23 protein-coding genes are annotated in these 23807 nt (G+C 53.4%); 9 read left to right on the top strand and 14 right to left on the bottom strand.

What is annotated here, in order from left to right; translation table 11 throughout:
• Nucleotide 1: 1 nt before the first annotated feature.
• Nucleotides 2-1378 (bottom strand): ethanolamine ammonia-lyase subunit EutB, encoded by a 1377-nt coding sequence (locus BN8_RS05115; protein ID WP_009280749.1) that lies wholly within the window; start codon nt 1376-1378, stop codon nt 2-4.
• Nucleotides 1379-1453: 75 nt separating this feature from the next.
• Between BN8_RS05115 and BN8_RS33855 the strand changes: the two genes are divergently transcribed.
• Nucleotides 1454-1573, top strand: coding sequence for a 30S ribosomal protein THX (locus BN8_RS33855; protein WP_083882483.1), 120 nt, complete (start codon nt 1454-1456; stop codon nt 1571-1573).
• A 68-nt stretch (nt 1574-1641) separates the two neighbouring features.
• Here BN8_RS33855 and BN8_RS05110 read toward each other — a convergent pair whose 3' ends face one another.
• The 9 genes from BN8_RS05110 to dusB all read right to left on the bottom strand — a co-directional run bounded on the left by BN8_RS05110 (nt 1642) and on the right by dusB (nt 11712).
• Nucleotides 1642-2442 carry an alpha/beta hydrolase gene (locus BN8_RS05110; RefSeq protein ID WP_009280748.1) on the bottom strand — a complete coding sequence of 267 codons (801 nt, stop codon included), beginning with the start codon at nt 2440-2442 and terminating at the stop codon, nt 1642-1644.
• Nucleotides 2443-2445: 3 nt separating this feature from the next.
• Entirely contained in the window at nt 2446-3549 is a 1104-nt protein-coding gene (locus BN8_RS05105) for an alcohol dehydrogenase catalytic domain-containing protein (RefSeq protein WP_009280747.1), read from the bottom strand.
• Nucleotides 3550-3581: 32 nt separating this feature from the next.
• Complete coding sequence (locus tag BN8_RS05100; protein WP_040005461.1) at nt 3582-4730, bottom strand: T9SS type B sorting domain-containing protein; 1149 nt, start codon at nt 4728-4730, stop codon at nt 3582-3584.
• Nucleotides 4731-4735: 5 nt separating this feature from the next.
• Nucleotides 4736-7354, bottom strand: coding sequence for a YfhO family protein (locus tag BN8_RS05095; RefSeq protein WP_009280745.1), 2619 nt, complete (start codon nt 7352-7354; stop codon nt 4736-4738).
• 324 nt (nt 7355-7678) lie between these two features.
• Nucleotides 7679-8239, bottom strand: coding sequence for a ribosome recycling factor (gene frr, locus BN8_RS05090; RefSeq protein ID WP_009280744.1), 561 nt, complete (start codon nt 8237-8239; stop codon nt 7679-7681).
• A gap of 87 nt (nt 8240-8326) precedes the next feature.
• Nucleotides 8327-9046 carry a UMP kinase gene (gene pyrH / locus BN8_RS05085; protein ID WP_009280743.1) on the bottom strand — a complete coding sequence of 240 codons (720 nt, stop codon included), beginning with the start codon at nt 9044-9046 and terminating at the stop codon, nt 8327-8329.
• 165 nt (nt 9047-9211) lie between these two features.
• Entirely contained in the window at nt 9212-9706 is a 495-nt protein-coding gene (locus tag BN8_RS05080; protein WP_009280742.1) for an acyl-CoA carboxylase biotin carboxyl carrier protein subunit, read from the bottom strand.
• Nucleotides 9707-9766: 60 nt separating this feature from the next.
• Nucleotides 9767-10678, bottom strand: coding sequence for a DMT family transporter (locus tag BN8_RS05075; RefSeq protein WP_009280741.1), 912 nt, complete (start codon nt 10676-10678; stop codon nt 9767-9769).
• A gap of 41 nt (nt 10679-10719) precedes the next feature.
• Nucleotides 10720-11712: a tRNA dihydrouridine synthase DusB gene (gene dusB / locus BN8_RS05070; protein WP_009280740.1), complete on the bottom strand. Its 993-nt coding sequence runs from the start codon at nt 11710-11712 to the stop codon at nt 10720-10722.
• Nucleotides 11713-11888: 176 nt separating this feature from the next.
• On the opposite strand from dusB, the gene BN8_RS05065 reads away from it, so the two are divergent.
• From BN8_RS05065 to BN8_RS05050, 4 genes are all read left to right on the top strand, one after another.
• Nucleotides 11889-12833 (top strand): CPBP family intramembrane glutamic endopeptidase, encoded by a 945-nt coding sequence (locus BN8_RS05065; protein ID WP_009280739.1) that lies wholly within the window; start codon nt 11889-11891, stop codon nt 12831-12833.
• A 126-nt stretch (nt 12834-12959) separates the two neighbouring features.
• Entirely contained in the window at nt 12960-13178 is a 219-nt protein-coding gene (locus BN8_RS05060; protein WP_009280738.1) for a putative signal transducing protein, read from the top strand.
• Entirely contained in the window at nt 13159-13992 is an 834-nt protein-coding gene (locus BN8_RS05055) for a phosphatidate cytidylyltransferase (protein WP_009280737.1), read from the top strand. The genes BN8_RS05060 and BN8_RS05055 overlap by 20 nt, the downstream gene beginning before the upstream one ends.
• Nucleotides 13993-14117: 125 nt before the next feature.
• Nucleotides 14118-14843, top strand: a complete 726-nt coding sequence (locus BN8_RS05050; RefSeq protein ID WP_009280736.1) for a carboxypeptidase-like regulatory domain-containing protein — start codon at nt 14118-14120, stop codon at nt 14841-14843.
• Nucleotides 14844-14891: 48 nt separating this feature from the next.
• On the opposite strand, the gene BN8_RS05045 is transcribed toward BN8_RS05050, so the two are convergent.
• Nucleotides 14892-15680, bottom strand: coding sequence for a UDP-2,3-diacylglucosamine diphosphatase (locus BN8_RS05045; protein WP_009280735.1), 789 nt, complete (start codon nt 15678-15680; stop codon nt 14892-14894).
• A gap of 155 nt (nt 15681-15835) precedes the next feature.
• Between BN8_RS05045 and BN8_RS05040 the strand changes: the two genes are divergently transcribed.
• Nucleotides 15836-16639 (top strand): hypothetical protein, encoded by an 804-nt coding sequence (locus BN8_RS05040; protein WP_009280734.1) that lies wholly within the window; start codon nt 15836-15838, stop codon nt 16637-16639.
• Nucleotides 16640-16718: 79 nt separating this feature from the next.
• Here BN8_RS05040 and BN8_RS05035 read toward each other — a convergent pair whose 3' ends face one another.
• Both BN8_RS05035 and bioB read right to left on the bottom strand, forming a co-directional pair.
• Nucleotides 16719-17216, bottom strand: a complete 498-nt coding sequence (locus tag BN8_RS05035; protein WP_009280733.1) for a hypothetical protein — start codon at nt 17214-17216, stop codon at nt 16719-16721.
• Between the two features lie 44 nt (nt 17217-17260).
• A complete protein-coding gene (bioB, locus tag BN8_RS05030) occupies nt 17261-18262 on the bottom strand; it encodes a biotin synthase BioB (RefSeq protein ID WP_040005460.1) in 1002 nt (333 codons plus the stop codon).
• A 213-nt stretch (nt 18263-18475) separates the two neighbouring features.
• Here bioB and BN8_RS05025 point away from each other — a divergent pair, with 213 nt between their 5' ends.
• The 3 genes from BN8_RS05025 (at nt 18476) to BN8_RS05015 (ending at nt 22584) form a co-directional block, all read left to right on the top strand.
• Nucleotides 18476-19750 carry a glycosyltransferase family 4 protein gene (locus tag BN8_RS05025; RefSeq protein ID WP_009280731.1) on the top strand — a complete coding sequence of 425 codons (1275 nt, stop codon included), beginning with the start codon at nt 18476-18478 and terminating at the stop codon, nt 19748-19750.
• Nucleotides 19751-19981: 231 nt separating this feature from the next.
• Complete coding sequence (locus tag BN8_RS05020; protein ID WP_009280730.1) at nt 19982-21217, top strand: S8 family serine peptidase; 1236 nt, start codon at nt 19982-19984, stop codon at nt 21215-21217.
• A gap of 164 nt (nt 21218-21381) precedes the next feature.
• Nucleotides 21382-22584 (top strand): acyltransferase family protein, encoded by a 1203-nt coding sequence (locus BN8_RS05015; RefSeq protein ID WP_009280729.1) that lies wholly within the window; start codon nt 21382-21384, stop codon nt 22582-22584.
• On the opposite strand, the gene BN8_RS05010 is transcribed toward BN8_RS05015, so the two are convergent.
• Entirely contained in the window at nt 22565-23788 is a 1224-nt protein-coding gene (locus BN8_RS05010; RefSeq protein ID WP_009280728.1) for an acyltransferase family protein, read from the bottom strand. The genes BN8_RS05015 and BN8_RS05010 overlap by 20 nt on opposite strands.
• Between the last annotated feature and the right edge of the window lie 19 nt (nt 23789-23807).

Raw genomic sequence — 23807 nt, 5'->3', positions numbered from 1 at the left:
TTCAGCCCGCCAGTTCCAGCAAGCGATGCCCTTTTGCCACCGGCTGCAATTGTCCCTGTTCATTCAGCAAACCCATACGCAGCAGCCAGGCTTCGAATTCGGGGGCGGGACGTAGTTTCAGCAGGTCGCGCAGGTACAAGGCATCGTGGAAGCTCGTGCTCTGGTAGTGCAGCATTACGTCGTCGGCACCGGGGATACCCATGATGAACGTAACGCCTGCCGTGCCGAGCAGGGTCAGCAGCGTATCCATATCGTCCTGATCAGCTTCGGCGTGGTTGGTGTAGCAAATGTCAACGCCCATAGGCAGTCCCAGCAGTTTTCCGCAGCAATGATCTTCCAGTCCCGCCCGGATGATCTGTTTACCGTCGTAGAGATATTCCGGTCCGATGAACCCCACCACGGAGTTGACGAGCAGTGGCTCAAACGCCCTCGCTACGGCGTAGGCCCGCACTTCGCAAATTTGCTGATCGACGCCATGGTGCGCATTGGCCGACAGCGCACTCCCCTGACCCGTTTCAAAGTACATGGCGTTCTGCCCCACCGTTCCGCGCCCCAGGGCCCGCGTCGCGTCAAAGCCTTCCTTCAGTAGATTCAGGTTCACGCCAAACGACGTATTAACCCCTTCAGTCCCGCCAATCGACTGAAATGCCAGATCGACCGGAGCCCCCTGTTCAATCGCCTGTAGCGTGGTGGTGAGGTGGCTGAGAACACAGGATTGCGTTGGGATATCGAACCGCTGCCGAACCTGATCAATCATGTCCAGTAAACGCACAACGGTCTGGACGTGATCGGTAGCGGGATTGATGCCAATAACCGCATCGCCAGAGCCATAGAGCAAGCCGTCAACGATGCTGGCGGCAATTCCGCGGTAATCGTCTGTTGGGTGATTCGGCTGCAATCGGGTTGAAAACCGGCCGTGCAGACCGATCGTATTCCGAAAGCGGGTCACTACTTCACATTTGGCGGCTACGGTGATTAAGTCCTGATTCCGCATCAGTTTTGATACAGCGGCCACCATTTCGGGTGTCAGGCCGGGAGCCAGCGCCCGAAGAGTTGCGGTATTGGTCTGCTCCGACAACAGATAATCCCGAAACCCGCCAACGGTCAGGTGTCGAACAGGCGCGAAAGCGACGGCATCGTGGGTGTCGATGATCAGACGCGTCACTTCATCCCGTTCGTAGGGAATCACGACTTCGTTCAGGAATGTCGTCAGCGGCAAATCAGCCAGCGCCATCTGAGCCGCCACGCGTTCTTCAGCAGAACCGGCTGCAACACCCGCCAGTAGATCGCCCGACCGACCGGGCGTCGCTTTGGCCAACAGGATTTTCAGATTTTCAAAAACGTAGGTTGTCTGACGAACGGTATGGCGGTATGACATGAGTAACGTTGTTCAAACAAACAATAACACCCCTAAATTGGTAATAAAAATTCAAACCAATCTAAACCGACCAATATGGGAAAAGGAGATAAGCGAAGCCGCAGAGGTAAAATCACGCCGGGGTCTTACGGTAAAAGCCGACCCAGTAAATCGCAGCCATCAGCGGAAGCAAAACCAACTAAGGAAAGCGCCTAACTGAACCATGGAACAGCAATGCTAGTGCATCGCTGGCAAACCTCGTCAGCGATGTTTTTTATTAGCAATTACTCCGACGTTCGGGAGCCTACCTCATTAAAGAACAGCAGCGTTTCGACCAGATGCGTTTCCCAGTACGTCCATTCGTGCCCGCCGTCAAATTCTTCGTATTGGTGGGGAATCTTATCATCCAGCAAGGCCTGGTGTAGCTCGCGGTTATAGTCGATCAGTAGATCGTCGCGACCGCAATCGAAGCGAATGGGTGGTAATCGGTCGCGATTCAGTCTCATCAGGCTAAGGACCGATTCATCCTCAGATGTGGCCTGCTGATACGCCACCAGCGGTTCTTCCACAAACAGTTTGATCTGCTTCAGGTCGGTAATCGACGACAATCCGCTGATGGCTTTGAAGCGCTCCGGATACATGGCTCCCAACCGTAACGCCCCGTAGCCACCCATCGACAGGCCGCTGATAAACAGACCCTCTATCGATACCTCTGTGGCTTCGGTTACGGCCTGTGGTACATCATCCAGAATCCAGCGGTCAAACGCCTGACCATCGTGGGGCAGGTAGCAACTGCCGTCGCCCCAAAGGCCATCCGATGGCATCACCAGTGCCATCGGACGAATTCTACCTTCACGGATAAGTTGGTCGGCGGTGTGGTGCGCTCCACCTTTCAACGCCCATACCCAATGGCTACCATACACGCCGTGCAACAGAATAACGAGCGGCAAAGGTTGCTTTACTACGTCAGGTAACCAGAGTGTCATATCGCCCCGACCGCGCAGATTCGGTGTTTTGACCGTAATGAGCCGCAGTCCATCGCGCTCAAAACGCGGATCGGAAAGTTCAATCGTTCGGAATGGCATACGTCAGAACACAATCACACCCTTCGCATTACGTCCGGCGAGCATATCATCGAACGCCTGATTCAGGTTATCAAGGGCGTAGGTACGGGTGACTAAGTCGTCGAGGATTAGATCCCCTTTCTGATAGAGATTCATCAAAATGGGCATATCAATTTCCGGTCGGCACTGGCCGTAGAGCGGATTTATGTAAATTTTGTCCCACTCGAACAAGTTCATGTCGATGGAAATGGTCTGCTCAATACCGCTTACCTGACAGGCCACGCCCGCGTTGCGGACCATCGCCAGCGGAGCCGCCCCCAGCGCCGGGATGGCCGTACACTCGAAAGCGTAATCCGCTCCGCGCCCATTGGTCATAGCTTTGACCTGCTGAGCGGCTTGTAACAAGCCTTCGTCGGCGCGGTCGGCCAGCAGAGTGTGCGTAGCGCCGTACTGCCGGGCCATGTTCAGCCGGTTCTCGTTTACGTCGACGGCAATGATCATCCCCGCACCGGCAATGCGAGCCCCCTGAATCACGTTCAGGCCAACGCCCCCCGTACCAAGCACCACCACCGACCGCCCCGGCTTTACCTTGGCCGCATTGACAACTGAGCCGTAGCCGGTCATGACGCCACAACTCACGATGGCGGCCGACGGAAAAGGCATATCCACGATAAGCTTAACGGCGGCTGCTTCGCGGACCAGTGTCCACTCCGACAACGTACCAATGCTGAACGACCGTTCGATGGGCGTACCGTCGAGGGTGGTGCTCTCCAACGTAGCATGGCCACCACTAACCCGGTTTCCGGCCGTAACGGGTGAATTTACTTCACAAATGTGCTGATTCCCCTCCTGGCATTGGAAACACCGGCCGCAGGGAATGGCCCAGTTGAGAATGACCGAATCGCCGGGCTTGAATTTTGTCACCGCTGGCCCAACCTGCCGTATAATACCCGCCCCTTCGTGGCCCATAACCAGCGACTTGCCCCACGACATGGAATCGTAGTCGGTATGACAGAGCCCGGCGGCTTTCATCTCGATCAGGAGTTCATCGCCCTGCGGCTCCTGCACATCAATAGTCTGGATGGTAAACGACCCGTTGCCCGTGGCAATAGCGGCTTTGGCTTGCATGGTGGTTCGTTGGAATAGTTGGGTAAAGCTACTCAACGAATCAATTGCACCCGTCCGCTCCGCCGACTAATTTGTCCGCTGGACAGGCGAACTTCGAGTTGGTAGGCATACGTACCGGTTGGTAGCGATTGGCCGTTCAGTACCCCATCCCACGGACTTAATGGATCATCGGTAGAAAACACAATCCGGCCCCAGCGGTCGGCAACCGTCAGCCGAAAGTCGCCGGGGGGCAGCTTGCCGACCGGCCCGAACGTATCGTTGACACCGTCGTCGTTCGGACTAAACGCATCGGGTAGGTACACGGCATCGGCCGCGGCCTGGTTGGGTGGCGTGTAGCACAGCTCCGGCGACGGATTTTCACCCGGGCAATTGGATGTTGGTACGACCCGGAAGCAGGTGATTTCGGCCGAATCGAGTGGTACACTGGTAGAAGGTGCGTTACCTGACAACGTACCGGGCAGCTTCGAATAGACACCGTTACCAAGCCGCCGTTCGACAGTTAGTGGCGTACCACTGGGGTTATCGATTCGGAGTTGGCCCGTTTGCAAGTTCAACAGTTCCAGCCCGCGTACTACGGCCGGTTGATTAGGCACAAACAGGCGGGATGCCGTCCCTCCACACTGGCCGTATCGATGGAAGCCCTGCACCTGAATCCGGCGCGGAGACGTGTTGGTATACGTATGCCCAATGGCTACGGGAATGGTTTTCAGGGTATCAACACGCCCATCGTCCCACCGTACGACCATGTAATCGTACCGCCAGAAATCCGTCTGCGAATCGCTTACCCGGAGCGTCACCTGATTACCGCAGGCCGTCAGGTCTACCGTCGGCGGAATGGTATCATAGACGATGATGGTGGCGCAGGCCCGCAAGGGTAACCCTTCTTTTTCGGATAACTGTAAAATCCGGTATTCCCCAGGCTTTTTGTACGTGTAGGTACTGGCAGCCGTGATAGGCGTTTCGCGCTGGCCGTCATATTCGTAAACGTAGCGAACGTTCTGCACCCCAACCAGATCGCTGCCGGTCTGAACGGTCAACGGTACGCAGCCAATCGAATTGCGCACCCGCAACGACCCCGTAAAGGAGGTCGACGTAGCGCATTGCGCATAAACTACGGACGAGCCACTGATCATCCAAAGCAGCCCTATTACAAGCCCGATGCCAGTCACTCGTCCGTTCATAGCTGTCAGCGCGATGATTTCGCTTTCGTCGTTTTCTTCTTTGGCGTCTGCTCAACAGGCTCCTGGGCAATGGCCGGAGCGGGTGATGGAGTCGGGGCTGGTTCTGGCTCGGGGGTTGGCCGACGGCCTTCGCGGAAGATAACCACGCCAAACAGCGCCAGGAGTAGGACATTACAAATCAGGTCGATCGTATCGCCGGTTTTTGCCAAAGGCGGCTCAAACCGAAACTCAACCGTATGACGCCCGGCCGGAATCCGCATCGCCCGCAGCACGTAGTTGGCCCGCATGTGCGGTACGGGCTTATCGTCCAGATACGCCTGCCAGTCCTCGTGGCCCCGGTAGTAAATTTCGGAGAACACAGCCAGTCCCTCACGAGCGGCATTTACTTCATACGTAAGCTTATCACCCCGGTAGCTCGTCAGACGGATGCTATTGCCGGCCGGGTCCATCGTAGCGGGCAATCCGGTCAGTTGTTCGGCGAACCGCTTGTCGACCACCGCTGTGTCGCGCGGATTCAGGGTTTTCATGGCCGCCATTTCCGCGTCGGCATTATCCACCTGCTGCACCGTCTGGACGAACCAGGCGGCTCCTAATACCTCCGGATTCTGTTGGGCAACCGGAGCGGGTGCCTCCTGTTGCTGCGGATTAGCGGCTGGTTGCCCCTGCGCGATGACGTACTTGGCGTTCAACATGTTCAGGATGTTGAGCGTGTTGACCGGAAACGCGTACGTAATCAACTCGTTGTAGCGACGCAGCCGCGCTACGTTATAGCCCCCAATCGAACGATGGAAATACGATGCCCGGTTGCTTTCCATAAACGAACCGGTCTGATCGAACACCCGGTAGCCGAGCGATTTGTCCTGCAAAATCTGCTGATCGGCGGCTGTCGGCTGATACGGTATGCTCAGTTCCGTTTTCGCTACAAAATCCGAGTTGTTCAAAAACCGCTTGTCGACCGCAAACAGGTCAAATACCACAACGGCAAACACCAGCGGGTAGAAAATAGACGGCTTCAGTTTGTTGGTCACGAACAGCCAGACCGCCCCGGCCGTCAGCAGAATCAGAATAATTGACCGGAAGGCATCACCCCGCATCAGGCTAATCCGGTCGCTGACCAGTGCCCGAACCATGTCATTGGCCACGCTGGGATCGCCGAAGATGCGCGTCAGCCGATCCACATCAAAGTCCGACTGGAAATCGAAGAAAGAGCCCCCCAGCACAGCTAGAATGAGTGCTACGCCCGCCGTCAGGCCTAAGCTAATAAGCAGCGGCTGTTTCAATTGCGCGAACGTCAGCTTCTGCGTCACAATGGTCTGCACGGCCAGAGCTGCCCCAACCGCGATGAACAACTGCGCCAGCGTAAAGGCCATGGTCATCGCCCGGAATTTATTCAGATACGGCAGCGTATCGAACAGGAAATAGTTAAAAGCCGCGAAGTTCTTCCCCCAAGTCAGCATGACCAGCAATACGGTCGCGCTGAGCAGCCACCACCGGAGCGGGGTTCGGATGATGAACATCCCGAGCACAAACAGGAACAGCAGAGCCGCCCCCGCGTAGGCCGGGCCACCCACCGCCGGCTGATCACCCCAGTAGGTTGGCGCACCGAGTTCGACAAACTGCCGGGCTGCGGCCGGGTCGACGCCCTTGTTGACCATCGCCTTGTAAAACTCAGAGTCGGCACCAAGTCCTCCGCCAACCGATGCGCCACCAGAAAAGTTGGGAATCAGCAACGTCAGTGTTTCGGCAATGCCATAGCTGTACGTAAACGCATAATCCTTATCGAGACCGCCTTTCGATTCGCTGGTGGTCGACTGTCCATCAGGATTTGTCGTCTTGGCCGTCAGTTCCGATGCCCCCCGGATGGTTTCCTTCGTGTACTGATTCAGCACCAGCAGCCGCTTACCAAAGCTACCAGCCGCTACCACCCCGACTACCGCCAGCGTAGCCAGTCCCAGGGCAAGCTGTCGCGTTTTGCCGGCCCGAAACAGGGCAATGGCTTCGTACAGGACATAGAGGCCAATGGTCATGAAGAGGTAATACGTAATCTGGATGTGGTTGGCCCCAAATTCCATGCTGGTGAACAGACCCGTTACGGCCGCTCCCACCCAGTAGCGTCCGCGCAGACAAAGGACCACGCCCGCCAGCATACCGGCACCGTAGCCCAGCGCAAACAGCTTCGATACGTGCCCGGCTTCCAGGCTGACGATACTGAACGTACCGAGTCCGTAAGCAGCGGCTCCTAACGCCGACAGCCACGGATTACACCCCAGCACCACCAGCAGGATATAGGCTCCGAGCATCAACACAAACACGATGTTGGCGTTGGCGGGCAACCACCAGATGACCGTACTGACGACTTTATAAACAAAGATATATGGGTATTCAAAATCAATCATGTAGGCCGGCATCCCGCTGAAGACGGCATCGGTCCAGATCGGTTTATCGCCGGTAGCTTTGGCAATTTCGCGGATTTCGCGAGCGGCTGCTGCACTCTCCTGCACATCGGGCATGGCCAGCGTCTTGCCCGACAGCACCGGAGCGAAGTAGATGGTAGCGAGCACCAGCAGCCCCAGCAACGCGATCAGATGCGGCCGAAGCCTTTGGAATAAAGTAGGTTGATTCATAGAGCAAACGATACGTAGCCCAAAGATACAGGTTTAGGGGATAACGGCAGGCGGAGCAGGCGGATTGTTGGCCAAAATACGATTCCCGGCTCCGGGTACAGATGGTCACGAAATACATCCCATTCGATCCATAATCATAACCAGCCAGGTGTGCCGAATCAATACGGTACTGGTGTTGGATCAACCGCTCAACCGGATCATCAGAGATAGATTGCATTACTGAGTAGTTACGGTGAATTGGTAAAATTCAAAAAAATAACCGGTCCTGATAACCAGGACCGGTTAATAATTCTACGGCTCGTAGAGACGCAATATGTTGCGTCTCTACACCGACAAAATATCTTTCTCCTTCGCGGCAAACACCTCGTCCACCCGCGCAATGAAGCTGTCAGTCAGTTTCTGAACGCGCTCTTCGCCCTGCTTCACGGCGTCTTCCGAAACGCCTTCTTTGGTCAGTTTGCGGATGTCTTCGTTGGTGTCCTTGCGGATGTTGCGGATGTTTACTTTGGCTACCTCAACCTCCTGCTTGACCTTCTTCACCAGGTCGCGCCGACGTTCTTCGGTCAGGGGAGGAATGCTTAACCGGATTGTTTCGCCATCATTCATTGGCGCCAGGCCCAGATTACTGTTTCGAATGGCTTTTTCAACGTCACCGATCGTTTTCCTTTCGAATGGCTTGATGGCAATCGTCCGGGCATCGGGCGTGTTAACAGAGGCCACCTGGTTGAGCGGAGTCATGGACCCATAATATTCAACCTGAATGCCGTTGAGCATATCGGGCGATGCCTTACCGGCGCGGATTTTAGTCAGTTCGATGGCCAGGTGCTTGAGGGCCTTCTCCATCGTGTCTTTCGCGTCTTCGAGATATAGCTCGATGTCTTCCATTTGTATGGCTTTCGGTTTATGGTTTACGGTTTTAGGCGTATGTACTCGTACCAAAAACTGTAAACCGAAAACACTGTTTTGTTAAGATCAGTGAATTAACGTTCCCGCATCTTCGTCGCCACGTACCACCCGGAGCAGACTGCCCTGCTGGTTCATGTTGAAGACAATGATCGGAAGATTATTTTCCTGGCAGAGCGTAAAAGCCGTCAGGTCCATTACGTTCAGTTTCTTTTCGTAAACGTCCTGAAACGAGATGCTGGTATAGCGCTCAGCGGTTTTGTCTTTCATCGGATCAGCCGAGTACACCCCATCCACCTTCGTTCCTTTCAGCACGACGTCGGCTTCAATTTCAATAGCCCGCAGACTAGCCGTGGTGTCGGTCGTGAAGTAGGGGCTACCAGTTCCAGCGCCGAAGATTACGACCCGACCTTTTTCGAGGTGACGTACTGCCCGCCGACGAACGTACGGTTCGCAGACCTGCTCCATCTTGATGGCCGACATGACCCGCGTGAACATCCCGTGCTTTTCGAGCGAACTCTGAATGGCCATGGCGTTGATGACCGTAGCCAGCATTCCCATGTAGTCACCCTGCACCCGGTCGATGCCCGAGCGCTCGCCCGACACGCCCCGGAAGATATTGCCCCCGCCGATCACGATGGCAACCTGGACGCCCATGTCAACAACTTGCCTGATTTCTTTACTGTACTGCTCGAGTACGGCGGGATCGATGTTGTAGCCGCTGGGACCGGCCAAAGCTTCTCCGCTCAACTTGAGCAGAATTCGTTTGTACTTAGTTGGCTGAGACATTCGGAAAATTTTGCGGGCAAAGATAGGGAAAGGGAGGAAAGGAGGAAAGGAGGAAGGGAGAAAAGGATGGGAAGGAGGAAAGGGAGAAAGGGGACGAAAGGAAAGAGGGGCCAGGCTTTTACTTTTTTCTCCCTCTCCTCCCCTTTCTCCCTTTCCTGCTTCTTTTTAAAATTCAATCAGCACCTGCCCTTTTTCGACCCGGTCGCCTTTGGCAATGCGGACGGTCCGAACGGTTCCTTCGCCGGGGGCTTTCAGGACGTTTTCCATCTTCATAGCCTCCAGAACCAGCAGGCTATCCCCCTTCTTGACTACGTCGCCGGGTTGCACACTGATGCCTACAATTAGACCTGGCATGGGCGCTTTCAGATCGTTGACTTTCGAACCGGCCGCACTGCTCATCCCCATCTGCTCCAGCAGCAGATCGAAGCGGTCTTTCAACTTCACTTCGTGGATGTGATCATTGATTTTTACCCGAACCGTCTTTTCAGCGGCATTGAGGTCGAGCAGTTCAGCCCGAAACGACCGGTTGTCGTGTAGAATATGAAATTGCCGTTCCGAAAGCCGAACAACATCCCAGGCGTAGGACTGGCCGTTGATAGTAGGCCCCTCGGCGGTGAAATCAATAGTAACCGGCTGATCGGTAAGGGTTATCTGGTACATTTTCCTGAATTCGTTTACGTTGTTGATTGGTTTAGTTAGCAGTCTCGGCCTGTTACCTTGTCAAGATTTATTAATCAGCCAGATACCAAACAGACAGATGCCCATACCGGCGTATTGCACCAGATGCACCTGTTCACCATCCAGCACGCCCCATAGCAACGCAACGCCCGGCATCAGGTACGTCACCGACGACGCAAACAGGGGCGACGCCAGTTGAATGATTCGGTTGAACAGCACCGACATGGCTCCTGACCCCAGAATACCCAGGCATGCCAGCGCCGACAGCGCCAGCGACGCGTTGGAAAGGGTAATCCGGGTAAAAAAGTCGGTAGTAAACAGAATCAGCAAGGCCAGCGGACCAATGAAGGCAAACAGCCAGGCCGTTGACACGAGCGCGGGCAAATGGCTTAGGTGTCGGCCGATGAGGTTAATATTCGTACCGTAGCAAACGGTAGCCAGCACAATCAGCAGGGCGTACCCATTGATGGAAAACGAGCCGGTAGCGCTGTAGAAAATCAATAGAATCGAACCGCCGAGCCCAATCAGAATGCCCAGCACCTGTGTAGGACGAATCACCCGACCGAAAAACAGGGCACCTGTAACAAGCGTGAACAGCGGACTCAATGCATTGAGTGCTCCCGCTAGTGAACTGTTCAGGTGAGCACCGGCTATAGCAAATAAAAAGGCAGGAAACAGAAAGCCCAGCAGCCCGGCAGCCAGCAACGCTACCCATCGCCCCCGTACTGATTGCCGGATATCGGCGCTTCGAGTCTGAACGCCCAGAAAGGGAATGAAGAACAACAGCGCAAAAAAGATACGTCCGGCGGCCACCTGCTCCGGCGGAAAAACTGTCAGACTCCGCTTGATCAGAATGAAGGAACTACCCCATACGAGTGCCAGCACAAACAGCAGCCCCCACACCAGCAGTGGACGCTTTTGATCGACGGCAACAGGAGCGGTAGTAGTTGTCATGTAGTCAGTAGGGATAGAACCGAACGTTAGGTTCGGTTCTATCAGGCTAATACGGCTTCGGCATAGTGCTCCGAAACCTCATCCAGAATGCGAAGTAATTCGTCGTACGTACCAGCCTGCACCAGTTGCATCCGATACGCTTTAAAGTTATCCAGTCCTTTGAAGTAATTGGCGTAGTGTCGGCGCATTTCGAAAATCCCGGTGATTTCGCCTTTCCAGCGGATCGAAAAATCCAGGTGCTGTCGGCATACGGCCACCCGATCGGCCACGGTTGGCGCGGGCAAATGCTCACCAGTTTTCACAAAATGCTTGATCTCGTTGAAAATCCAGGGGTACCCAATCGTCGCCCGGCCGATCATAACGCCATCGACGCCGTATCGATTTTTGTATTCCAGCGCTTTTTCGGGACTGTCGATATCACCGTTGCCAAAGATAGGAATGTTGATGCGGGGGTTCTCCCTGATCCGACCAATCAGCGTCCAGTCAGCTTCGCCCTTGTACATCTGTACGCGCGTCCGGCCGTGAACGGTGAGCGCCTGAATACCGATATCCTGTAGCCGTTCGGCCACTTCCAGTATGTTCTTCGTGTTTTCGTCCCAGCCGAGCCGCGTCTTAACCGTCACGGGCAGGTGCGTCGCTTTCACTACGGCCTCGGTCATGCGAACCATTTTAGGAATATCCTGCAGCAAGGCAGCGCCAGCTCCCCGGCAGGCTACGTTCTTGACCGGGCAGCCGTAGTTGATATCGATCAGGTCCGGGTTGGCCCGACTAGCGATTTCGGCGCAAGCACCCATGGTTTCAATATCGGAGCCGAACAATTGAATACCGATGGGCCGTTCGTATTCGAAAATATCCAGTTTCTGAACGCTTTTAGCCGCATCGCGAATCAGCCCTTCCGACGAAATAAACTCGGTGTACATCAGGTCGGCCCCGTTTGCTTTACATACCGCCCGAAACGGAGGATCGCTGACATCCTCCATCGGAGCCAGCAGCAGTGGAAAATCCGGTAATGCTATGTTGCCAATTTTAACCATATCGCTTGTTGCAGTGAGCTTGTGACAGAGGGCTTAGGGGTTACGCGACACCCCTGCCCCAGGCCCCTAACCTATTTTCTAACAACCGTTTAAAACGGTAGGTTTAGTACAATACGTAGTTGAAACAAGTTCAACGCACCGATTGTGCAAATGAGTCTGTAAATTTACGAGGAAATATGCAACCAATTAATACTTCTAACCACCCATCCTCGCGCCCGCCCACCCTGGGCGGTCTGATGATGCTCGTGGGCTTTACGCTGCTGGGCGGTGTATTCAGCGCCATTCTTGCGCTGCTGGGCTTTATTGCCATCAAAGGCGTCGGTCTGACCGAAGCTCAGGCGTACCTTTTGGCCCTCGCATCCCGACCAGCCTCCCAACCGAACGGCTGGTTCGAACTGATGGTTTTGCAGGCTGTTAATCACCTAGGTACGTTCCTGTTGCCATCACTGGCCTATTGGTATTGGGTCGAACACCGGACCTGGCCGCAGTTCAGCCGACGGCCGCTGTCGGCCGTAGCCGGGCTTGGGCTGGTAGTGCTGGTGGTTATTGCGTTCATGCCCTTCAACGGTCTGGTAATTGAATGGAACCAGAACCTGCGGCTCCCACAGACGCTCGCCCCGCTCGAACAATGGATTCGGGACAAGGAGAAAGACCTCGAAGGCGTCACAAAATACCTGACTACGTTTAATACACCCCTTCAGCTCATCGTTGCCCTGCTCGTTATTGCCATCATCCCGGCCATCGGCGAAGAAGTACTGTTTCGGGGTATCCTGCAACGAAATCTGGTCGTCTGGACTGGCAACGTTCACGCGGGCATCTGGCTGGCTGCGATTCTGTTCAGTGCCATTCACGTGCAATTTCTCGGCTTCGTTCCCCGGATGCTGCTGGGTGCCCTGTTTGGTTATCTCTACGTCTGGTCGGGGAATTTGTGGGTACCCATTCTGGCCCATTTTGTCAATAATGGATTCACTGTGCTGATGGTTTATCTGTACCAGCAGAAGATGGTACCGGTCGACATTGAAAGCACCGAGGCCGTTCCCGTAGCAGCGGCCGTGGCCTCCCTGGCGGTGTCGTTAGGGATATTGTATTACTTTCGTGAACGTAACCGGGCTATACCCTGACCGATCATCGGTTCACGGTTGTCGGTTTACGGTTCACGGAAGAATCCGCGTAGATTTAATCAGATTGGCTTTTCACCGAAAACCGTAAACCACAAACCGCCCCTGCCCGGCAAACACAACCTCATCATGACTGAAAACTGGGAAAAAGTATATGTGTCCCCAATGCCGCATCGGGCCGAACTGGCCAAGGCACTACTCGCCGAACACGACATTCCGGCGGTAGTGGTGAATCGGCAAAGCAGTAGTTACCCAACCATTGGCTGGGGTAAAAGTGAAGTGCACGTACCGGTCAGCCACGCCGTGCTGGCCAAAGTAATTCTGGAGAATGAAGCAACGTTTAGCTAACATGACTAACCTCCAACAACGGGTCGTTGCGGCCGTTGTTGGGGTGTTGGTAATTTTATTCTGCATCTGGTACCAGGACTGGACTTTCGCGCTGCTGTTCTGTGTCATTAGTGCCCTAACCCAACTCGAATTTTATCGGCTGCTCGGCCTCGACGGCTTCCAGCCCCTGACCGTCTACGGCACCATTGTCGGGTGTTTTGTGTGTGCGCTGGCTTTCTTCATCGAAAAGCGGATGATTGGATTCGATAACTACTTTCTAATCTGCCCGGCCTCGTCGATGATCTTTCTGATCAAGCTGTACAAAAAACGCGATATGAAGCCCTTTACCAACATCGGCTTTACGTTCCTGGGCATCATTTACGTAGCCGTACCGTTTGCGCTTCTGATTGTGATGGCGCTACGGGGCGGCACCTACCACCCAATGATTATTCTGGGTTGTCTGTTGCTGCTCTGGGCCAGCGACATTGGCGCTTACTTCGCCGGAACCAAATTTGGGCGTCGAAAATTATTTGAACGAGTATCCCCAAAGAAATCGTGGGAAGGAGCCCTCGGGGGTGCAGCGGCAGCCGCCCTGATTGCCCTGGGACTGGCTTTCTACGCCCCCGAGCTGCGCCCGTGGCAGTGGTATTGCGTTGGCGCCATTATCGTCGTAACGGGTACCTACGGCGACCTGGTCGAATCGCTGTTCAAACGGAGCATCGCCATTAAAGACTCGGGTAGCAGCATTCCGGGCCACGGTGGCTTTCTGGACCGGTTTGATGGGCTTCTACTGGCCGCACCGTTTATCATTACGTTTCTGAAGTTGTTTACATAACGCTACCGCTTGAACTGGTAATTCCTAACTTTTCTTAAATTATTTGCTATTATATCGGACATTACCAATTCATTCGTTGTTTTGTATAATAGTACCGTCTTTCTGACCTCCGTTGGTCTTTTGCTATGAAACAAGCGTTGACTCATATAGTGGTCGGGCTGGGTCTGCTCGTGATGACGGGGTTCTTTACAACCGCGTTCGGGCAGGGTCAGGATCGACAGATTACCTTTACAGGATTCATCACCGGTGGCAAATCCAACGAGCCGCTGCCGGGTGCCTATATCTACATTCCTAAAGCCGGAAAAGGCGTTCTGTCAGCCCAGAACGGTTACTTTGCCCTGCCCGTATTCCCCGGCGACAGTATCATTTTCAGCTACGTCGGTTTTAAAACACAGTATCACATTATCCCGCGTCGTCTCAGCGACGTAACCTATTCGGCGGTGGTTGCGCTGCAGGAAGACGTAAAAACGCTGGCCGAAGTGAAGGTATACCCGTATGCTACGGAAGAACTGTTTAAGAATGCGTTCGTAAACCTGAAGCTTCCCGACGAGCAGGAACGCGAAAACCTGGCTAAAAACCTGGACCCGCAGGCCATTCTGCGTCAGGCCGCTACAATGCCGATGGGCGCCGTAGCAAACCACCAGAACTTTGTCAATCAGCAGTTTTTCGGGCGGGAGAACATCATTAACCGAAGCCAGGCTACTACGTTTGCCTTCACAAACCCCTTTGCCTGGGCTAATTTTATCCGATCGGTCAAACGGGGCGACTTAAAGAGCAAGGAGTGGCGGAGCGAACTGAACAAAGCCCCGCGTGAGAACGTATCCCGCAAAGACATTTTGCAGAATCAGTAATTAAGTTGGCGGTGCGTGCGGCACTAGATTCGCTACACCTGATCGGGATTACTCCTGACCAGATTTCCAGGTCTTCAAGTGCAGGTCTGTCCCATCGAATTCGGCGTACGTCCGGGCGGATACCCATTCGCCGAGGTTCACGTACCGACTACTTGCGGCTACGGCCAGATCGAGGGGCAGGTGCCGGTGGCCAAAGATGTAGAAATCGTGGTGCTGCCGCTGCTCCACCTCCCGACAGTAAAGCATCAGCCATTCACGGTCCTCACCCAGAAATTCGTCTTCCCCCTTCTCGTTGTTGCTGATCCGGCTCCGGTGCGACCATGCATGCGCCAGCCGAATACCTACGTCCGGGTGTACCCAGCGAAACAGTCGCCGGGCCATGTCGTTTTCAAAAACCTGTTTCAGCCGTTTGTATACGTAGTCGCCGGGACCAAGTCCGTCGCCGTGCCCAATCAGGAAGCGTTTGCCGCCGATCTCGTACTGCCGTGGTTGACGATACACCGGAATACCCAGTTCCTGCGTAAAATAATCGTTCATCCACATATCGTGGTTCCCCGTGAACAGCACGACTTTCGTACCTGCATCCGTCAGTTGTGCCAGTTTACCCTGTAATCGGATAAATCCCTTGGGAATAGCCCGCTTATACTCGAACCAGAAATCGAACACATCGCCCACCAGGAAAATAACTTCGGCATCAGCTTCAATGCACTGCAGCCAGTTCACAACCGCCTGTTCCCGTTCGCGGCTCTTCTCAAGCGGGGGAGCCCCCAGGTGAAAATCAGAAGCAAAATAAACCTTTCGGCCAGTGGGCAAAGCAATCGTTTCGATAACAGACATTCGTTCAGTGCAACGTACAAAAATAATATCCCGGTTTGAATTGTCGGTACGTCCTCCTGGCTTGAGGCCGAATTCGTCAAATTGTATTGGTAAATCAAACAACCCGGCGGGCAAATTGGTAGTATCAAAAACGCTGGATTTACTACGTACACGTTATGAAAACCAAATTACTGTGGCTGGCCATTCCGCTGGTGAGCCTTTCCTCTTGCTTCCAGGGCGATAACGGTAATACCGTCGACGACGCCAACGATGCGGGCGGCACCGGAAGCCCATACCTGGCCCGGGAAGTATCGGGCACCTGGCTGTTGAGCACAGACCACCGCTTCGCCTATGATGCACCGTGTAACGTACTGGACGAAGGGATGATTCAAAGTACGTTTAATGTGGGCTTACTGGAAGAACTATCCGTTACGGATGCCCGCAACGGTTGTACGTTCGAGTGGGAAGGCAATCAGGTAAGCGTCGCTTTTGGCGGTCCTAAACCGTATCCGTCGATCTACCACGCGGAATACATTTTTGACAAGATGTACCAGCCCTCTAAACAGGGAATTACTACTGGTCAGATGGGCGATGTAGGAGCTGAATCGCTGTTTGGACCCGACCCAACGGGAACTGTTTCTGAACGGCCGCCCGTTTTACCAACCAGCCCGGCGGGTCGTGATACGCTGGCCCAGAATGATACGGCGACGACCGTTGCCCGCATTCCGCCCCAGGCAACGGTCTTCACCGAACCGGCTGTAAACACAGTAACCGGCGTTGCTATTACGGGCGTTGGGGACAAGGCCATCTGGGAGCCGGCTAAAAACACGCTGCATGTGCTGTACAATAATCACATTCTGAATCTGAAAGTCCAGACAAAAGAAAAACCGGAAGTTCGCATGAACAAGGCCGTTCAGCTTGCCGGTGTACTATTGTCTCACTTTGATGATGTAAATGCTGATCTGGATGTGGCTGAGTAAGCTCGCAATTACACCTATTAGCCAGGAAGGCCCGGTACGTACCGGGCCTTCCTGGCTAATAGGTGTATAGCATGAAAACTTAGTCAGTTAGACCGAGTCGTTGTTTAGCGGCCGTGTACTCATTCCAATTGGCCGTTGCGAGTGCTTCCTTGGACACTACTACCCAGCGATACTCACCGGCAACAGGTTGGTTGCTCTCCTGCTCGATGCTGATGATACCCTTATCATTGAGGGCGTGGTACGAGAACGATATCAGCCGACCGTCGATTACGGCGGGCAGGGTTTTAATCTCTTTGGTCGTGGCATCGCGGAAGAACGCTACCACCATTCCATCGGCGACGATAGACGACGTGATGGCATTATCGACAAAACCAGCGACCCGCTTGCCCGGATCTGCCGCATTCTCGGTCCAGTTCTCGGCTTTAACGGCTGTCCAGTCAGATGCCGACGTTACGGAATTGATGGCTACTGCCTGATCAGGCGTTACGATGTCAGATTGTGTTTGGCAGGCGTTCAGAGCCAACTGGCCGGTTAACAAAGCAGCGACCAGCCACCCTTTCTTTTGTACAAATTGCATACGTCTTTTTTCAGACCAACGCCCAAGTTGCCATTATCGTATCTTCAGACAGGAATCTGTTCAAACTTTATGGCAGGCTGACTGGCATCCTTGAATGCCTGACGAGGGCGGATATTCAGCGTCTGGAAAAGTTGCTGATCCAGGTCATCGCCCGGGTTCGGGGTGGTGAGCAGTTTATCGCCGGCAAAAATCGAGTTTGCTCCGGCCAGGAAGCACAGTGCCTGTTCTTCAATGCTCATCCGGACGCGACCGGCCGAGAGCCTTACCATCGCTTTCGGCATGATGAGCCGGGCGGTAGCGATCATCCGTACCATTTCCCAGACCGACACACGCGGCTGATCTTCAAGCGGTGTGCCTTCAACCGGAACGAGTGCATTCACGGGCACCGATTCAGGATGTTCAGGTAGCGTAGCCAGTGTATGCAGCATACCAATCCGGTCGGAATCGGACTCGCCCATACCGATAATTCCCCCCGAGCAGACCGAAATACCGGCTTTACGGGCGTGACCAATGGTTTCCAGCCGGTCATCGTAGGTGCGGGTGCTGATAATATCGCCGTAGAATTCTTCGCTGGTGTCGAGGTTGTGATTATAGGCATACAGGCCAGCATCTTTCAACTTCTGGGCCTGGCTTTCGGTCAGCATCCCGAGAGTACAACAAACCTCCATCCCCATTGCGTTGACGCCCTGTACCATATCGAGTACTTTGTCAAAATCGCGGTTGTCGCGAACTTCCCGCCAGGCCGCGCCCATGCAAAATCGCGTGCTACCGGCTTCTTTAGCCCGTTGCGCGGCCGTCAGCACCTCATCAACTTCCATGAGCTTATGCACCGTCACGCCGGTATGGTAACGGGCCGCCTGCGGACAGTAAGCACAGTCTTCAGGACAGCCGCCCGTCTTGACCGATAATAGTGTACAGACCTGCACTTCCTGCGGATCGTGGAACTGTCGGTGAACCGTAGCAGCGCGGTACACCAGGTCAAGAACAGGAGAATTGTATATTTCGGAGATTTCGGCCCGAGTCCAGTCGTTACGTATAGCGGTCATAGTATTGAGAGTCGAAAGCCAAAAATAGGCAGAGTTCATCAGTTTGCCAATCTTGTGTTAGCATCGGATACCTACCATGTACACAATTCTTACTATATTCGTGTAATAAATAAGAATGTTTTGTTGTAAGTCAAGCAGCAAAATAATTACGTTTGGTATCTTATTTTAGGGCATTTCAATACAACTCCATTCCATTACGCAGTTTTACGAATTATGAAAATCGCAGTATGGCACAATCTGCCCAGTGGCGGAGCGAGCCGGGCGTTACACCAGCACATAAAAGGATTAGCTCAGCGAGGTCATCACATCGAAGTCTGGACATCGTCACTGGCCGACAGCCAATTCCTGGATGTAGACGCGTATGTCGCTCGTACACACATACTCCCCCTCACCATTGCCACCCGACTACGGATCGAATACGTAGATGATGTTCGTTCGTTGCTGTTCCTCAATAGTACCCGTATCAAGCGAATGATGGCCTTTTGCGAGGCCTGCGCCAAAGAGATTGAAGCGGGTGATTTTGATATTCTGTTTGCGAATTCGTGCCACTTCTTCAACATGCCGTTTATCGGCCGTTTCGTTAAGACAATCCCTAAAGTACTGTATCTGCAGGAGCCGAACCGCAGTCTATACGAAGCTTATCCCAACCTGATCTGGAAAGGCTTACCCTCTATTCAGCACAACATTCTGAAGCCTTCCTATTACACGTCATACTGGCAGGACTTGCTTAGGACGCACCGGGCACGCGTGCTGGTGCGTGAGGAGTTTACAAACTACCAGAGCTATGACAAAATTCTGGTTAATTCGTATTTCAGCAACGAAAGCCTGCTACGGGCCTATGGCGGCCCTGGTGAGGTCTGCTATCTGGGCGTCGATGTCGACCTGTTCCCGTTTCTGGATATGGCCCGCGAAAACTTCGTGATGGGATTGGGATCATTTCACCCGCCCAAAGGAGTTGACACGGCTATTCGCACGCTGGCCCGTATTCCCGAATCCATCCGTCCTAAACTGGTGTGGGTAGGCAACATTGGCAACAAAGACTATATGGCAAGTCTGTTGGCCCTCAGCCAGCAGGAAGGGGTAGCATTCGAACCCCGTCAGTACGTTCCCCATCGTGAGTTAGTACAACTGCTAAATACCGCTTCATGTCTGTTGTACACATCAACCCTCGAGCCATTTGGTTTCGCTCCACTGGAAGCCAACGCCTGTGGCCTTCCGGTGGTAGCCATTGGCGAAGGTGGGGTTCGGGAAACGGTCATCAATGGGTACAATGGATTACTGACCGGTCGTAGTCCCGCCGAAATAGCCCGAGCTCTGGAGCAGGTCCTGACCAATCCGGCTCTCTTCGAACGGCTGTCGGCAAATGGTCGGCAGGTTGTTCGGGAGCGGTGGAGCGTTGAAGACGCCGTTGACCGGCTTGAAAACGCTTTGATAGCCTCCTCGCCATTATCGCAGTCGCACCATCAAAAGGTAGATCAGCAGGTTTGATGGTTAGCACTTGAGCAGACCTGTTGATGTTCAGGTCTGCCCACTCGAACTAATTTATGTAGACGAATGAATTAACATAAGTCAGAATAGTATATTTTAACTTATCTACCATTTTACATCCGCTTACCAAATTATCTATACCAACCAGTAAATAAATCATTATTGAGTGTCTGTAAGCTTCTTTATTTAATCAATAATTGCATTGATTAACAGGCTCTGTCCTTTACCATCATGAAGCTTTCATTTTTTAAAGTTCTATCCACAAGCGCAATTGCCTTGGTTTTCGTATGGACAAACGGCTGTCGCCCGATTGATAGCTCTTTCGATCCATCCACCATTCCGACGACGATTGAAGGCGAGTATATCGTCGTTTACAAAAAAGACCCAATGGCCGGCGCACGAATTGACCGGACATTCCAAAATCTGCAAAAAGCAAACCGACAGTTTACCAATCAATTTCTAACCCAGTTTCATGTTAAATCCACGGCGGTTCAACACGTCTTTAGCCATGCGCTATTCGGTTTTGCGGCCAAACTGACCACCGAACAGGTGACCGCTCTTCGGCAAGACCCCCGTATTGACTACATTGCCCCTAATCAGGCGTCGCTGCCGGACGTCATTGAGGGGGAGGTCACGGAAAAAGGAGCCAAAGCTGCAGCGGGTCAGGAGGTTCCCTGGGGGATTAACTCAGTAGGTGGTTTTGTTGACTGTTCGAACCATCCAAACGTCGTGTATATTCTGGATACTGGGATTGATCTCGACCATCCGGACTTACGGATCGATGTTAGTCGCGGATACAACGTTTTCACAACGGGCCCCGACGCTCAGACCCTGGACGATCTGAACGGGCATGGCACGGTGGTAGCTGGTATTATCGGTGCGGTCAATAACTCAATCGGTCTGGTAGGGGTTGCCGCCGGTGTCCGGGTTGTGCCAGTGAAAACAAAAGGGAAGGATAATACCAGTACGGTAGCCAATACAATTGCCGGCCTTGATTTTGTTACAGCCAACGCCCGGTCCGGCGATGTGGTTAACCTAAGCTTAGGCTTCGCAGCCAATCAGGCGGCCGACGATGCCATTGTGCGGATGATGAGCCGTGGGGATATATACGCAGCGGCAGCCGCGGGAAATGTTGAAAACGGGAATCGGGATGCCAATAAAATTTCACCGGCCCGGGTCAACACGACCAATTTCTATACGATCTCGGCTCATGACCAGAGTGGAAATTTCTGTGGCTCATTCTCCTGCATGGGCAATCCACCCATCGACTTTGCGGCTCCCGGCAACCGGATCAAAAGCACATACTATAACGGCGGCTATGTCAATGTGTATGGCGGTACAACGTTATGCACGGCCCATGCATCCGGGATTTTACTGGTAACTAAGGGCAAGATTTATTCAAGAGGGACGGTGAAAAACGACCGGGACAAGACGCCCGATCTGATTGCAACGCGAACACCTAAATGATTTTCTTTCCCGAACCAGATACAACGGCTTTTCAAACAAAAGAGCCGTTACTGGTTACATATTCGGGTTGATAATCAACTACATAGACATCCATTCAGTAGATTAGTTTTTCAAAGGAGGGGTGAGGCTTTAATTTACTACTCCAAACTGTATCCGTACTGTCAATGCACTACCATTCGCTTGACAATCTGAGAACAACTATGATGCTGATGGGGCTGGTACTCCACGCAGCCGGTCCCTATATGGAGGCAGCTTACCTCCCGGATGACCCCATAGCGAATCATCCCTTTTTTGACATGATGTTTCTGTTCATTCATACGTTCAGAATGCCCGCTTTTTTCATCATGTCCGGCTTCTTTTCCGCCCTTCTGGTTGAGCGCCGGGGTGTGGTCACGTTCGTAAAAAATCGGGCCAACCGGATTCTGATCCCTTTTCTGATTGGCTACTTCACGATCAATATCCTGATTCAGGCCGCATACGTCTACTGCTTTTCAAACTACACGATGGCACCGGTCGTCAAATGGTTTTCGACCGGTACGTTTCTGCTGCCTGTTATCACGCCTACCGTTCACCTGTGGTTTCTGTACTTCCTGCTTATATTCTACGTGGGGGTGTACGTGGCCGTACGTATCAAAGGGCTGAAAGCTACGCTTCCTGGACATACCCTCAGCCGCTGGCTGGTATCCGGCTGGGCTATCCCGGTCTGGATTGCCTTCAGTGCGCTGTTTTTGTGGTTCATGCCCGGCGCTACTTTTTACACCCCCAGCGACCTGACCCCCAGCCCAATCATTCTGGCTGGGCTGGGTATGTATTTCGTTTTTGGGTGGCTCCTGTTTCAGCAACCCCACTGGTTGACCTCAATACAGCGACCAGCCTGGTGGTTGCTCCTGGGGGGACTGGTCGTGTTTGTGATCTACGCCATAATGATGTTGCAGATCAGCCACAACACGGCCCTGCCAACAACGTATCGCGTAGATCTTTCGGCCCTGTCGGCGACCAGTACCTGGTTAATTTCGTTTGGTCTGATTGGTCTGTTCCAGCGCTACCTCGACCAACCCAGTCCACTTTCGCGCTACCTCGCCCAATCATCGTATTGGGTCTATATCATTCACCTGCTCATTTGCACGTACGTTCAGATCTGGCTGATGCCGGTAGCGTGGACAGCCTTCGGTAAATTCGCTGTAGGGCTGGCAATAACGTTCGCTCTTTCTCTAATCAGCTATGATTTGTTCGTCCGCGACACGGTTGTAGGGCAGGTTCTGAATGGCCGCCGTGCTACGCCTATCTGGCGTATGGTACTTCAGCTTCGACGCAGCACGGCCGATACGCCACTATTCCTCACTAAAGTCAGGCAGCTTTTTCGTTGAGTTGCCTAACACTCCGGGCCTTCATCCCAAACAGCACCCTTGGTAAGCTAAACGGCCGGATCAGCAGAAGATACATAGCGACCGATACGATAAATGACGAAAGGCTCACCACCAGAAATCCATCGTACACGCCCAGGCTCGTTTTTAGTACGTAATAGCCAATGATGACGATAACCGTCTGGTGCAGAATGTAGAACGGATAAACCGCTTCGGTCAGGTGCGCTAGAATTGGTCGGTTGACATTCAGGTAGCGGTAGCCGTACGCCACCGTCATCAGCACCGAGAACCAGGTTAGTCCCAGCTTAACGAAACTGTACAACGTTGTAAGCAGTACAGATCCATCAATACGGTCGTAGCCCAGCACGACAGGAGCCGCGTACATGATGACGGTACAAATCAGCGTCGCAACGACAAAATATCGGCGTTGGTCCGTGATGATCTGCCAGAAATTTGGTCGGCTGATCAGTACGTAACCCAGCCAGAACAGGATCATATTCTTCATAAAATACGCCCAGTCGTCGGTGAGGGCGTGAGTTTCATCGGGAAATAAACCACCCAGCGCTACGTCGTTCACCAATAGAGGAACAACCAGCCACAAAGCGCCCCCTTTTCGCGCGATGAGCCCACCAATGCGGTCGGTGAGCCGCTGCCCACGTTCGGTTTTTAGAAACCAGAACAACGGAATGCTTAGAATGGCGTAGTGAAACAGGTAAGCCACGAACCATAGATGATGCCAGCTAAAGGCCCCGCCTGTACCACCATCTTCGTAGGATTCGAATTGAAAGACGTAGGGGTAAAATTCGGTGTAACTTCCCGTGAAGCGTCCCCGGAACAGCCATTCGTAATAAATCTGGGGAGGTACAATCACGAAGATGCCGAATACAACCGGGATGAACAGCCGCCGAAAACGCTCACCGGCATATTTTCCAAAAGACCCTTTACGTAGGGCGAAGAAGCTGCCCGCCCCGGAAATAAAGAACAACAACGGCATCCGCCAGTTATGAAGCCAGCGCATAATTAGCTCAAACACGGGGCTGGTTTCTTTACTCTGCACGTGCCACCCCCAGCTCACGTAGATCATACCGGTGTGGTAAAACAATAGGGTGATGATAGCGAATACACGCAGCCAGTCCAGGTCGTACCGGCGGCTCGCTGTTAGCGCAGAGGGCGTTAAGGTTGGGGAATGTGCGGAAGCAGTAACCATTTCGTTGCAAGTAAGATGA

Origin of the sequence: Fibrisoma limi BUZ 3, assembly GCF_000296815.2 — a bacterium.
Taxonomy (GTDB): domain Bacteria; phylum Bacteroidota; class Bacteroidia; order Cytophagales; family Spirosomataceae; genus Fibrisoma; species Fibrisoma limi.
This window is presented reverse-complemented; position numbering and strand designations above follow the sequence as displayed.